Origin of the sequence: Dehalogenimonas sp. 4OHTPN (assembly GCF_040448695.1) — a bacterium.
Taxonomy (GTDB): domain Bacteria; phylum Chloroflexota; class Dehalococcoidia; order Dehalococcoidales; family Dehalococcoidaceae; genus Dehalogenimonas.
Genome location: NZ_CP159307.1, coordinates 759,725 through 772,448, shown reverse-complemented (window position 1 = coordinate 772,448; position 12,724 = coordinate 759,725). Strand labels below are relative to the sequence as shown.

Below are 12,724 nucleotides of genomic sequence, written 5' to 3'. Positions count from 1 at the left end.
GGGCGGCAGGTATAGCTTAAAAACCCGCCTTCCGTCCAGTCCAAATCCATTCCGGCGGGCGGTTTCAGGCGGCGGGCGGCGGGATAAACTGAGGGCCATGAATATATCGGTCAGGCGGATGGCTATCCCGAAAGCGGCGGCGAGCCGGGCGGCGGACGCGGCCTGCCTGGGCTTTCCGCTGCTGTTTATGGCTGCCACCACGGCGCTGGAGACGATCCAGCCGGGCTTCGACCGGGTGGCTAATACCATCAGCGAGCTGGTCTGGGGACCGTTCGGCTGGGTCGAAGCGGCGATGTTCGCCTGTTTCGCCGCGGTCATGGCGCTTTCGGCCTTAAGGCTGCGGGAAGCCGCTTTGCCGCTGGGCCTGGCGGCGGCGGGCTTTATGCTGATCGCCGTTTTTCCGACCCAGGCGCCGGGCGGCGGGCAGACGGCGGCATCGCTAATCCATGAACTCTCAGCCCAAACCATCGCCGCGCTGCTGCCGGCGGCCTGCTTCTGCCTGGCTTACCGGCTGCGCAAAGACCCAGCGCATCGGGCGGCGGTGAGCTTCAGCGTGACGGCCGGCATCATCGGCACCGTCTTCAACGCGGCAGGCTTTGTCGCGGTACACACCGACGCGGCGTGGATCGGCGCCATCGAACGGTTGATCATGCTGAACGGGTTGATCTGGCTGGAGCTGATGACGCTGCTGCGCTGGGCGGCGGAACGGCCGGCGGTCTCAATGAGGACGGCGGCGGGCATCGATAACCGGGCGGCGGCGGTTCGGGTGGATTGCTGCCGACGGCGGGACAGGCGCTAAGCCCGGGTCACCGCCGGCAGTACCGGATAATCTCGGCGAAGTTGGAGATACGCGTCCGGTTATTGCTCTCCATGATGCCGTCATAGGTCAGGGTCAGCCACGGCTTGCCGCCGGAGGCGAGTTTTTCGGCCATGGCGGCGACAATGCCGCCGGGCATGCAGCCGTGGGGCATGACCGAGATGACGCCAGCGAATTCATCGCTTTTAAGCCATTCCAGGCCGGAGCCGATGGACATCACCGCTTCGCTGCCGCAGCGGGGCGACAGGTGGCGGCGGGATTCGGCCAGGATGGCTTTCACCGATTCATGCTGCAGGCCGTTGCCGCCCCGGTCGGCGGCGGCAAACAGCCGGTCGGCGTCGGCGCTGATGAAGCGGTAGCGGAGGTAACTCTTGGGCAGCTTGCCGAAGCGGCGGAAGCGGAAATGGTCCTCCACCTGGCGGTACAGGATGTATTTGATCCACTCGCCTACCGGGGAGACGGTCACCTCCAGCCCGGCCGCCTCACAGCTTCGGGCCAGGTCGTTGTTGGCGAAGCGGTTGGCCCGGAGGTAGATTTCGCCGTTGATGCCCACCAGCGGCCGCCGGGGCAGGGATTTATCCCGGATATGGTCGAAATCAGCGGCGACAGATTTCAGAACAAGGCCGAGATCCTGGCGGCGGCGGGCGGCGGCCTTGAGGCGGGCCAGGCTTTCATCAAACAGGCGGTCGGCGGCGCCGGGTTGGCTCTCGTACGGGCGGGTCCGCCACAGCAGTTTTTCCAGGCAGTCGGCGGCGAAAACCGCGCCGGCGGCGCGGCGCGGGAAGTCCGGACCCAGGTTCATATCATGGTAGCCGGCGTTGGAGGTGGTGGAGCGGATGGGGATATCGAAGCCGGCCTGCCGCAGTTCGACGCCCTGCTCCAGAGCGTATTTGCCCAGCCGGCACGGGCCGTAGGCTGAGGCCATGATTAACTCAAATTCATTTTCCCGGCCGGAGCAGTCATGGCAGAAGCGCAGAAAATCACCCAGGGTCAGGCGGTACGGCAGGCATTCCGTCCCCGCCGTCACTTTGTTGGACAGCTCCAGGCTGCGTTCATCCGAATCCGGCAGCACCAGCACCTTGCCGCCGTCGGCCTCGATGGCGCCGGCGACGAGCTCGATGAACGGACCCATGCTGGGGGCGACCAGCGTCCGGGAGGTCCGGTCGATCGGCCGGGTGTGGCGATAGACTGCGGGCGGCGGCTCCGCCGGCTGGCCGGACTGGCTGTAGCCGGCGATGGTATCAACAAAAGCCTCCAGCCGGGTGACGATGCCGGCTTCGGCGGCGTGCTCGTCAATCTCCAGTTGACCCATCGGTTTGCCGCCCATGATGTCTTCCAATAGCGGCAGGATGAAAGAGTTGGGGCCGCAGCCGAAGTTGGTCAGGAACAGCCCGTAAAGGTTAGGCGTCCGGGCGATGATGGCCGCGGCGGCGATGAATTTGCTCTCATACGACCAGTACGGCCGGTCGGAGAAAGCGCGGATATCCACCGTATCCAGCGGCAGATAATCCAGCGGGATGGGAACCACGCCCAGCTGGGCTAGAGTCTCGGCGATGCCCAGGTTGGCGCCGGGGTCGCCTGACATATAAGACCGGGTAATGATTACCACCCCGATCTTGCCGTTCCGGTCGAGTTGTTCGAGACAGGCCCGGCCGCGGGCCGCCCTGGCCTCTTCGAAACGCCGCTGCGCCGCCAAACCCGCCAGGCTGGCCTTTCTGGCCAGGTCAGCCCTGAAGCCCATCTGCACGCCCGCCCTGGTCAGGTTGGCGATAACTTCATCGGACCCCAGGCTGAAGTCCAGCACCGGCGTCAACAGGCGGCCGCCCAGGCCCAGAGCTTCCCGGATGACATCGCCTGACGCCTGAACCAGGGGACAGGCGTATTTTTGGTCCTCATCGCCCTGCTTGGCGCCCAGGCGGATGGCGGTGGGATATAAAATGAAATCGGTTTTATCAATGAGCGACGCCGCGTGGCCGTGAAGCAGTTTCATCGGGAAGCAGCTGTCGGTATAAGCCAGTTCCACTGACTGCTCGATGATTTTGCCGGTGGTCCGCCCGGAAAGGATTGCCCGCGCGCCGAGGGCGTTTAGAAACCCGGTCAGCAGCGGCGCCAGGTCATGGGTCATGAGCGCCCGGGGAATCCCTACCCGCACCCCGGGGCCTGGTGCCGGCCGGTATTCCGCCAGCAGCAGATCTTCGCGGTCGTCGAACGGCGTGGCCTGCTTGGCCCGGTCGGTGCGGGCGTCATAGCGGTCACAGCGGCTGCCGTAGTAGCTCAATCTGCCGCCGGGAAGCTCCATCTGGGTGATGGTGCAGTAGTTGTCGCAGTGGTGACAGGTAAAGGTCTTAAGGTCGCAGCGGCTGTCGGCCACCGTTTGAAAGCCGCGGAAAGCCGAGCCTTCGCTGGCCGGGCGCCGGTCGCGCGCCAGCAGCGCGGCGCCGATGGCCCCGCTGACCTCCCGGTGCCCGGCTACCTTCAACTCATGATCGGGCAGCTGCTGCCTGAAGGCGGCAACCACCGCTTCGTTGTAAAATACCGCCCCGGTGAGAATGATCCGGCGGCCCAATTTCCGGTGCGACACAACCTTTGAAAGGTAATTCTTGGCGATGGCGTTGGCCAGCGAGGCGGTGATGACCGGCAGCGCTACCCCTTCCTGCTGGGCGGCGGTTACCGACTGGCTCATGAAAGCGGCGCAGCGGGTGCCGAGATCTATGGTATAAGGCGCGGTGAAAGCCAGGCGGGCAAAATCGCCGTTGGTCACCTTGACCCCCAGCATCTCGGCCAGTTCGTCAATGAAGCTGCCGGTGCCGGCGGCGCAGGCTTTATTCATCTGGTAGTCAATGACCACCCCGCGCCGCTTGAGCACCAGTTTGGAGTCCTGGCCGCCGATTTCGATAATATCGGCATCGGGGTCGATTTCAAGCGCCGCCCGGGTCTGGGCAGTGATTTCATTTTTTATCAGGTCGGCCCCGATGAAGCCGCCCACCAGGTAGCGGCCGGAACCGGTGACCCCGGCGCCGTGAATTTCCACCTGGCCGGCGCCCGCTTCCAGCAGGCGTTCCATCACCTGTTTGACCGCTTCGATCGGCCGGCCGGCGGTCATCAGATAGGTCTTGGCCAATATGGCGCCGCCGGTTTCATCCAGTATGACCGCCTTGGTGCTGGTGGAACCGATGTCAATACCGAGATAACCCCTTACCGAAGCGGTAACCGGCGGCGGCGCCGCCGGAGGCGGGTCGGCGCCCCTGACCAGCGGGGGCGAATGCAAATAGCGCTCACGTTCCGCGGCCGCCGGGATGACGCCAACGGTTGAGCGGATACCCCGGGACAGCAGGGCGGCGCCGAAGGCCTCGGTAAACAATCCGTCAGGCGGCACGGCGACTGTCACCGGTTTTCCAGCCCGTCCCGAGAGGATCTCGGTTAACGTCTTAGCCACCGCGCCGTTGGCCGCCACCCCGCCGATGAGATAAATCGGCTCTTCGAAATTTCCTTTTTTAAGGGAAACGATCATCCTGGCGATGCTTTCGCACAGGGCGTAGAGCATCGCCGGCAGCGACACCCCTTTTTGCTGCAGGTGGATCAGGTCGCTCTTGGCGAAGACGCTGCAGCGGGCCGCGATGCGTGGCGCCGGGCCGGTATGTTCCAGCGCCAGCCGGGTGAAATCCTCCATGGACAATCCCAGCCGGTAAGCCTGCTGTTCCAGGAAGCGGCCGGTGCCGGCGGCGCATAACGGATTGGAGGCCGCCTGCCAGGGCCGTTTCAAACCGTCTTCGAGAGTGATCACCAGCGATGTCTGGCCGCCGATCTGGACGACGGTCCTGGCTGCCGGGAAGGATTCGAGAACCCCGGCGGCGGCCGCCAGCGAGCTGGAGTAATCCCCCCAGCCCCAATCTGCCGGAATGATGCCCTTGCCTGAACCCGACACTCCGGCGCCTGCCACCCGGATGAGCTCCGGCAGGCGGTCCAGCAGGCGGTTGACCGCGTCGCGGGCGTCGGAGGTTATCCTTTCGGCGTCTGTCCTGACCGCCTGTCCGGCTGAATCCACCAGGCACAGTTTGACGGTGACAGAACCGATATCAAGGCCCAGATAATATTCCGGGGCATCAGCCTGTGCGGGCATGTCCGAAGTTCCAGCCGGCGAGTCCTTCATCTGATATCTATCGTCCTACGATGTAATTTAGTTTCTATAGAGCACCCGCAAGCGTTTTTGCCCTCCTCGCCATCGCGTTAATTCTCCGGCGGCAGTGCGGAAGAAGCCGAGTTAGGCGGCAGCTAACCAGGGGCAGGGCTAAGGGAACAGGGCGAGCCTGGGCAGGCCGGTTGTTTCAGGATAGCCCAGCATCAGGTTCATGTTCTGGATCGCCTGACCGGCGGCGCCCTTGACCAGATTGTCGATGGCGGCGGTCACAATGAGCATCCCGGCGCGCCGGTCCACGGCGGCATTCACCAGGCAGGCGTTGCTGCCGGAAGCGTACTTGGTGTGCGGCGGTTCCGACACCACCCGGACGAAAGGTTCTCCGGCGTAGAACCCGGCATACAGCCGGACGGCCTCCTCAGCCGTGAGCTCGCCGCTGAGTCTGGCGTAGCAGGTAGCCAGGATGCCGCGGGTCATGGGGATAAGGTGAGGCGTAAAGGTCAGCGCCGGTAAGGTGCCGTCAATTGCCTTAAGAGCCTGAAATATCTCGGGCTGGTGGCGGTGGGCGGCGATGGCATAGGCGCAGACGTCCTCGTCCGCCTCGCAGAAGTGACTGGCAAGCTTGAGCGTCCGGCCGGCGCCGGAGATGCCGCTCTTGGCGTCGACGATGATGCCGCCGCTAATAATGCCGGCTTTGAGCGCCGGGACCAGCGCCAGGATTGAGGCGGTGGGGTAGCAGCCGGGATTGGCCACCAGCCGGGCCGACTGGATTTCCGCCCGGTAAAGCTCCGGCAAGCCGTAAACAGCGCCGGCGAGGAGTTGGGGCGCCGGATGGCGGAACGCGTACCATTCATCGTACAGGGCGGCGTCTTTGAGCCGGAAATCAGCCGACAGGTCCACCGCCGGGACGCCCTTTTCAATGAACGGCAGCAGCTTTTCGGCGCTCTCATGGTGCGGCAGGGCCGAGAATACGAAATCAACTTCGCCCAATTCGGCTTCGATGGCAAGGTCAAGCGGCGCCAAGTGGGGGAAAACCTGCCCCAGCTTCTGACCGGCGGCGCTGCGGCCGGTGACGGAGACCAATTCGACCAGCGGATGGTCGGCCAGCAGCCGCGCCAGTTCGGCTCCGGCATAGCCGGTGACGTTTAAAATGCCGACTCGAATCCTGGACATGCGATAAGTATATCAGTTTCGTGTTTCAGGTTGCGAATGACCGGAAGCACAATCGGTTTTCGAATGACTTATGTCCTCCCTCACCTTCTTTAAATTGGATATTTATGATAATATCACGTATCCTCCAACTGCTGCGGAGTCGATTTGGACGACGCCTTTTTAGGGCTTCAATTTTCCCTTGTGCTAATCGCCGCGTTATTCGGCGGTTTTCTGGCGCGCCGACTAAAGCTGCCGATTTTTCTTGGATACCTTATCGGCGGTATCATCATCGGACCTTCAGGGTTCAGCCTGGTCGAAGAAACAGCTACTATCAACGGCGTAGCGACAGTTGGCCTCATCCTGATGCTCTTCACCATAGGGCTCGAGTTCTCGTTGCCGGAACTTAGGCGGACCGGCAAGGTAGCCTTATTGGGCGGCATCGCCCAGGTGGTGCTGACAGCCGCCGCAGGTTTTTGCCTCGGCCAGCTCCTGGGCTGGAGCACGGCCGAATCCATTTTCCTCGGCTTCATTATTGCCCAGACTTCAACCGCCGTTACCTTTAAAGCCCTCTCGGAGCGGGGGGAATTGGACTCCGCTCACGGCCGTATTATTTTAGGCATTTCACTCGTACAGGACATCAGCACTGTTCCTCTGCTGGTTGTTCTGCCGATGCTGGCCGGGGTTGAAGTCAACCTCGCCCAATCATTGGCGCTGGCTTTGGGCAAAGCCATTCTGTTTGTGATTCTGGTACTGACGGTCGGCGCCTGGGTCCTGCCGCGTTTGTTATCCAGGGCAGCTGCGGTCCACAGCCGAGAGTTGTTCCTTCTGTTCATCATTGTCATGGCGATGCTGACAGCATTCGGTGCACTTCTGTTTGGTTTGTCCGCAGCCATCGGCGCTTTTGTTGCCGGTATCTTGATTGGTCAATCGATTTTCGCCCGGCAGGCGCTCGCCCACGTTGTCCCATTGAGGGATATTTTCGGCGCTCTCTTCTTTGTTTCATTGGGAATGCTGGCTAATTTAACAGAAGCATTCCAGCACCCAGGTTTACTCTTGGCCGTAGTATTCTTTTCGCTTGTTTTCAAGTTCATCATCTGCAGCGCGATCCCATGGATTTTCGGCTTCGGCAGCCGAACTGCGATTCTTGCCGGCATGGGACTCATTCCGATGGGCGAATTCAGCTTTATTCTTGCCAGCACCGGACTGAGCCTGTCTATCGTTTCTTCGGGGCTTTTCTCCATTACTCTGACCCTGGTCGCCATTACCATGATTTTGACACCATTCCTAATGAACACCGGAACCTGGCTATACCGCAGGTTAAAAGACAATCCCATCGGACAACGATTGATCGTTAAGGGCAAAGGCGAAAACTGGGTAATTCCACAGCCCTCTTATTCGGGGCACGCCGTTATCTGCGGGCATGGCCGTACCGCTTCACCCCTGACCAAGATTATGACTCGGCGCAATCTGAGTTATGTGGTCATTGAGCTGGACCCGGTCATTATCAATAACTTAAGACGGCAAGGGGTGCAGTGTATTTATGGCGATGCCAGCAATCCGGAAATCCTTTCTGCCGCCCATGTCGGGAAAGCCAAATTGCTGGTGTGTACTTATCCGAACTTCTTGGATGTAGAGTTGACGGTTACTAACGCTCGCCGCATTAATCCAAAACTCGATATCGTGGCAAGGGTTGAACGTGATACCGACGCCGAGATTCTAAAGGATATCGGCGTCAACGAACTGGTCAAGCCGCAGTTTGAAGCCTCGCTGGAGATCACCCGCCACGCCCTGCACCGCTACGGCGTCAACGCCACGGAGATTCAGTACCTGCTGAACAGCCTGCGCCAGGGCACGATGAGCTGAGGACCGCGGGCGGCAGACATATTTCAATAGAAGAGAGGTCTTAAAATGGCATATGAAGTGTCGGTCAGGCTGCTGGCCATTACCCCGGACGCCGAACTGCTGACGGAGCAGGCCGGCCGACTGTGCTACGCCAGCGGCAATAAACTGGGCACCAATGAGAACTGGCTGCAGGCGCGGATCCGGCAGGGGCACGAGAGCCTGATCGAGCATGCCTCGGCCACCTTTTACATCAAGGCTTCGCGGGCGCTGACCCACGAGCTCGTCCGCCACCGCATCGCTTCCTATTCCCAGCGCAGCCAGCGCTATGTCAAGGAAACGGCGGCGGACTACATCACTCCGGCCGAGCTCGGCGAAGCCGATGGCGCCGAAGGCATTTTCAAAGAAGCCATGACCGCCGCCTGGGAGGCTTACCGTAGACTGCTGGAGGCGGGGGTCAAACCTGAGATTGCCCGCTACGTCCTGCCCAACGCCTGCGCCACCGAAATCATCTGCACCTGGAACTTCCGGGAAATCCGGCATCTTATCCGGCTGCGCAGCGGCCCGGCGGCCCTGCCGGAGATGCGACAGGTGGTGGCCGGCATCAAGTCCATCATGCAGCATCAGGCGCCGAAGATCTTCGGGGATATGTAGCCATTTCAGGTGCCCGCCGCTACCCGGTTGCGGTAAAATAGCAGAGACATGAATATCGCAGTCAGACAGGCGACGGCGGCTGACGCGCCGGTGGTAGTCAATCTCATCGAGGCGCTGGCGGAATATGAGGCGCTTGAACCGCCGAGTGACGAAGCCCGCGCCCGCCTGGCGGCGGAGATGGCTTCGCCCAACCCCCGGTTCGAAGCCTTCATCGCCGAATGCGACGGCGAACCGGTCGGTTTCACTCTGGTATTTGAAACCTACTCCAGCTTCCTGGCGAAGCCGAAGCTATATCTTGAAGACATCTTCGTGCTGCCGGCCTTCCGCCGGCACGGAGTTGGCAAAGCCCTTTTTGAATACCTCGCGGCCGAGGCAAGGCGGCGCGGCTGCGCCGTGATGGAGTGGACGGCGCTGGACTGGAATACCCCCGCCCATAAATTCTATGGCAAAATGGGCGGGCGGCACCTCAAAGCCTGGCAGGTCTTCCGCCTCGATCTCGATGCGCCCTGACCGCCCGCCGGCTCGATCTGACGTTCCCAGGTAGGAGAAGCACGGCGCTCTATGGTGCGCCGGAACCGTATTTGGCTTATCATATTACTGAAGTATTCCCCCGTCAGGAGCACGTTATGTCTACCCGCTGGAAAATAGCCCTGGGCAGCGTCCTGGCCGTGGTGCTGATAGCCTTTTCCTTCGGCGCGGGGTATTTCACCGCGCTGCTGGCGCCGGCCTCCGGCGATGAACTCGACCGGGTAGTCGATGCCTGGGACACCATCACCGGCAGATACGTCGAGCCGGATAAAATCGACCGCAACGCCCTGGCCGAGGCGGCCATCCAGGGCATGATGGACTACCTGAACGACCCCTACTCGGCTTACCTCGACGCCGCGGGCTACGCCGCCATGCAGGACGATTTCGAAGGCACCTACAGCGGCATCGGGGCGGAAATGGGGCTGAGCGACGGCCGGCTGGTGGTTATCGCCGTTTATCCCGGCTCTCCCGCCGCCAGGGCCGGCATGCAGGCTGGCGACCGCATCACCGCCGTCAACGGCACCTCGACGGAGGGGTTGACCCTGGCCGAACTGGGGCCGCTGGTGCGGGGTGAACTCGGCACCCAGGTCAGTATCACCGTCGACCGCGGCGGCGCCGCTTTGTCTTTCACCATGACCAGGGAGACGATCACCCCGCCTTCGGTCAGGTTCGAGATGCTGGGAACGGTGGCACATATCGAGATCTTCAGCTTCAACCAGCACGCCGATGAAGACCTGCTGCCGATCATCCAGGGGTTGTCCTCAAACGGCGCCGCCTCGATCATCCTGGACCTGCGGGGCAATCCCGGCGGGTTGGTGACCACGGTGGTCAACACCGCTTCATATTTCCTTCGCGACAGCGTGGTGCTGACCATCCGTGACAGCGGCGGCGCCACAACCACCCACCGGACGGTCACCCAGGGAGCCTTCACCGACCTGCCGATGGTAGTGTTGGTGGACGGATTTTCCGCCTCAGGTTCGGAAGTGCTGGCCGGGGCTCTGCAGGACCACGGCCGGGCGGTGGTCGCCGGCGCCCAGACCTTCGGCAAAGGCAGCGTCAACCAGCTCTTTCAGCTGCCCGGGGACACCGGCATCTATCTGACGATCGCCCGTTGGCTGACCCCGGACGGCCACCTGATAGAGGGCGTCGGCATCACCCCGGACTATCCGCTGGAGCTAACCGGCGGCGGCCTGCTGGACTGGGCGGTAGATTACCTGTCAGCCGGCTGAAACCACCAAAAAATAAAAGAAGGGAGCCCTTGCGGGGGCTCCCTTCTTAACAAGCGCCGGCCGTGATCAGTTCTGGCCGGCGGTCTTCAGCACCGAGTCAACCATCGCCGCGGTGGCATCGAGGCTGTCCAAATCAAGCGAAAGGCCGAGTTCTCTGAGTTCAGCGTACCCCAGGCCGCGGAATTTCTTCCGGGCGGCCGAACGGCACATCTCGTCATAGAGATCGATCCATTGGGTTCCGGCGCGGCGGGCGCAGAGGAGGACGAATTCGTGGAGGTGGGGGTGAGTCATAACGACGGCATTATAACCGAAGATATCCGCGGCATATCAAGAACGAATAAATGGAAATAGAGGCATCCAGCGCCTGATGTCATAGCCTTTGTTCAGTATCCAGACCGCCGCTATCTCTATCTTTCGCTATCATCACGCTGTGCTACCCTGGACAAGCCCGCTCTGAGGCGTCAATAATTGAAACTGTCGAGGCAGTCTGGACGCGTGGCTAAGGGGAAGGATGTTAATATTCAAGGCCAAGCCGAGCTGTAAGCCGAGTTCTGTATCCCTCAAAGAAGGACGGCAGCCATCTATCTAGCCCCGCCGTTACCGGCGGGATCATGCGGCCAACCCGGGAACAGCGCGGACACGCCTTAAGTCCCCCTATTTGGCCTTGCTCCGGGTGGGGTTTTCACGGCCGGACGGTCTCCCGCCCGCCGGTGAGCTCTTAACTCGCCATTTCACCCTTGCCCGCATCCCTAAGGACCGCTGGCGGTATGTTTCTGTGGCACTTTCCGTAGGGTCGCCCCTCCCGGGCGTTACCCGGCACCCTGTCCGTCGGAGCTCGGACTTTCCTCCCGGGCCCGAAGGCCCCGGCGGCTGCCCGCTCGGCTTGGCGGTAATTACTTTAGCTGAATGACATCTTTATGTCAATTTATAGGTCGAAACTCTGGCCATACTCCGGCACCGTCACCGGCCAGCCGGTGCGCCTCGCCAGTTCCCCGGCAAACTCTCTTTCGGTGTCTTCCTCGCCGTGGGTCACGAAAACCTGCTTCAACGGACGCTTGAAAGACGAGGCCCAGTCGAGGAGTTCGCTCCGCCCGGCGTGGGCGGACAGCCCGGGGATTTGTTCGATCCTGGCTTTAACCTCGTATTCCCGGCCGAGAATTCTGACCGGTGTGGTGCCGCTCAGAATCACCCGTCCCAGCGTGCCGCGGGCCTGGTAGCCGACGAACAGGATGGTGCTTTCAGCTCTCGAGATGTTATTAATGAGATGGTGTTTGATGCGGCCGCCGGTGGCCATGCCCGAACCGGCGATAATGATGGCGGGACTCTTATCATCGGCGATCGCCCGGGAGGCGGCCGCCGAAGCCGTCAGCTTGAGGCCGCCGAACTCAAAAGGAGAACCTTTGCGGTAATTGTCGATCTCGCCGCCCCAGAGTTCCGGATGCCGGGTGAAGATCTCGGTCAGCTTGATCGCCATCGGGCTGTCGACGTACACCGGCAGCCGCGCCACCCTTCCGGAAGCCAGCAGCCGTTTCAGATAAAACAGGAGTTCCTGAGTCCGCTCCAGCGCGAAGGCAGGGATGATGACGTTGCCGCCGCGTTTCACCGTTTCATTGATGATTTCGCCCAGTATGCCTTCGACTTCCTCCGCCGGAGGGTGTTCGCGGTCTCCGTAGGTGGATTCAAGGACCAGGTAGTCCAGCTTCGACCGGGGAAGCGAAGGCGCGTCCTGCAGCGGTCTTTCCGGCCGGCCGACATCCCCGGAGAAACAGATGGTGCGCTCCGCCCTGCCCGACTTGAACTCGAGATAAATCATGGCCGATCCCAGGACATGCCCGGCGTCGGCGAAGACGGCTTTTATTCCATTGAAGGCGACCGGTTTAGCATACTCGATCGGCTGAAACATAGGAACACAGGCCTGGGCGTCTTCGACAGTATACAGCGGTTCTTCCGGGTACGGGCCGATGCGTCCCTCGCGGCGGTGGCGTCGCTTTTTGGCGTCGGCGTCTTCTTCCTGGATGCGGGCGGAGTCCAGAAGCATCACCTCGGCCATCTCCAGCGTGGCGTCGGTGGCGTAGACCCTGCCTTTGAAGCCGTCGCGCACCAGTTTGGGCAATAAGCCGATATGATCAAGGTGGGCGTGGGTCAGAAGCACGGCTTCGATCTTAGCCGGTTCCAGCGGCGAGGGGTCCCAGTTGCGCGACAGGAACTCCCGCTCCTGGTACAGCCCGCAGTCTACCAGAAGCTGGGTATGGGTATCCTCGAAAAGATAGCGAGAACCGGTGACATTGCCCGCGGCGCCGAGGAAGGTGAGTTTAGGCATAATTATACGATAGCGTAATAGCTACCCGCAGGCAACTTGAGAGCGTCCGC

Annotated in this window: 9 protein-coding genes and 1 other RNA gene; 5 read left to right on the top strand and 5 right to left on the bottom strand. The window is 61.7% G+C overall.

The annotated features are described in order from the left end of the window. The first annotated feature begins 97 nt into the window (after positions 1 to 97). Positions 98 to 799 carry a DUF998 domain-containing protein gene (locus ABV300_RS04105; RefSeq protein WP_353715256.1) on the top strand — a complete coding sequence of 234 codons (702 nt, stop codon included), beginning with the start codon at positions 98 to 100 and terminating at the stop codon, positions 797 to 799. 7 nt (positions 800 to 806) lie between these two features. Here ABV300_RS04105 and ABV300_RS04100 read toward each other — a convergent pair whose 3' ends face one another. Together ABV300_RS04100 and argC are read right to left on the bottom strand one after the other, a co-directional pair. Then, positions 807 to 4,967 carry an acyl-CoA dehydratase activase gene (locus ABV300_RS04100; protein ID WP_353715255.1) on the bottom strand — a complete coding sequence of 1,387 codons (4,161 nt, stop codon included), beginning with the start codon at positions 4,965 to 4,967 and terminating at the stop codon, positions 807 to 809. A 138-nt stretch (positions 4,968 to 5,105) separates the two neighbouring features. After that, a complete protein-coding gene (gene argC, locus ABV300_RS04095) occupies positions 5,106 to 6,125 on the bottom strand; it encodes an N-acetyl-gamma-glutamyl-phosphate reductase (protein ID WP_353715254.1) in 1,020 nt (339 codons plus the stop codon). A gap of 144 nt (positions 6,126 to 6,269) precedes the next feature. Here argC and ABV300_RS04090 point away from each other — a divergent pair, with 144 nt between their 5' ends. The 4 genes from ABV300_RS04090 (at position 6,270) to ABV300_RS04075 (ending at position 10,354) form a co-directional block, all read left to right on the top strand. Continuing rightward, a complete protein-coding gene (locus ABV300_RS04090; RefSeq protein ID WP_353715253.1) occupies positions 6,270 to 7,967 on the top strand; it encodes a cation:proton antiporter in 1,698 nt (565 codons plus the stop codon). Positions 7,968 to 8,012: 45 nt separating this feature from the next. Further along, positions 8,013 to 8,597: an FAD-dependent thymidylate synthase gene (gene thyX, locus ABV300_RS04085; RefSeq protein WP_353715252.1), complete on the top strand. Its 585-nt coding sequence runs from the start codon at positions 8,013 to 8,015 to the stop codon at positions 8,595 to 8,597. Positions 8,598 to 8,645: 48 nt separating this feature from the next. Further along, positions 8,646 to 9,107, top strand: coding sequence for a GNAT family N-acetyltransferase (locus ABV300_RS04080; RefSeq protein ID WP_353715251.1), 462 nt, complete (start codon positions 8,646 to 8,648; stop codon positions 9,105 to 9,107). A 116-nt stretch (positions 9,108 to 9,223) separates the two neighbouring features. Next, positions 9,224 to 10,354, top strand: coding sequence for a S41 family peptidase (locus ABV300_RS04075; RefSeq protein WP_353715250.1), 1,131 nt, complete (start codon positions 9,224 to 9,226; stop codon positions 10,352 to 10,354). Positions 10,355 to 10,420: 66 nt separating this feature from the next. On the opposite strand, the gene ABV300_RS04070 is transcribed toward ABV300_RS04075, so the two are convergent. The 3 genes from ABV300_RS04070 to ABV300_RS04060 form a co-directional block, all read right to left on the bottom strand. Beyond that, complete coding sequence (locus ABV300_RS04070; RefSeq protein ID WP_058439926.1) at positions 10,421 to 10,645, bottom strand: hypothetical protein; 225 nt, start codon at positions 10,643 to 10,645, stop codon at positions 10,421 to 10,423. A 233-nt stretch (positions 10,646 to 10,878) separates the two neighbouring features. Next, positions 10,879 to 11,240: RNase P RNA component class A (rnpB, locus tag ABV300_RS04065), an RNA gene on the bottom strand. 39 nt (positions 11,241 to 11,279) lie between these two features. Then, positions 11,280 to 12,674 (bottom strand): MBL fold metallo-hydrolase, encoded by a 1,395-nt coding sequence (locus tag ABV300_RS04060; protein WP_353715249.1) that lies wholly within the window; start codon positions 12,672 to 12,674, stop codon positions 11,280 to 11,282. Positions 12,675 to 12,724: the final 50 nt, after the last annotated feature.

Excerpts from the sequence above, each read along its gene's own strand:
- ABV300_RS04105 (WP_353715256.1), top strand. The coding sequence starts at position 98 with ATGAATATATCGGTCAGGCGGATGGCTATCCCGAAAGCGGCGGCGAGC.
- ABV300_RS04100 (WP_353715255.1), bottom strand. The coding sequence starts at position 4,967 with ATGAAGGACTCGCCGGCTGGAACTTCGGACATGCCCGCACAGGCTGAT.
- argC (WP_353715254.1), bottom strand. The coding sequence starts at position 6,125 with ATGTCCAGGATTCGAGTCGGCATTTTAAACGTCACCGGCTATGCCGGA.
- thyX (WP_353715252.1), top strand. The coding sequence starts at position 8,013 with ATGGCATATGAAGTGTCGGTCAGGCTGCTGGCCATTACCCCGGACGCC.
- ABV300_RS04080 (WP_353715251.1), top strand. The coding sequence starts at position 8,646 with ATGAATATCGCAGTCAGACAGGCGACGGCGGCTGACGCGCCGGTGGTA.
- ABV300_RS04075 (WP_353715250.1), top strand. The coding sequence starts at position 9,224 with ATGTCTACCCGCTGGAAAATAGCCCTGGGCAGCGTCCTGGCCGTGGTG.
- ABV300_RS04070 (WP_058439926.1), bottom strand. The coding sequence starts at position 10,645 with ATGACTCACCCCCACCTCCACGAATTCGTCCTCCTCTGCGCCCGCCGC.
- ABV300_RS04060 (WP_353715249.1), bottom strand. The coding sequence starts at position 12,674 with ATGCCTAAACTCACCTTCCTCGGCGCCGCGGGCAATGTCACCGGTTCT.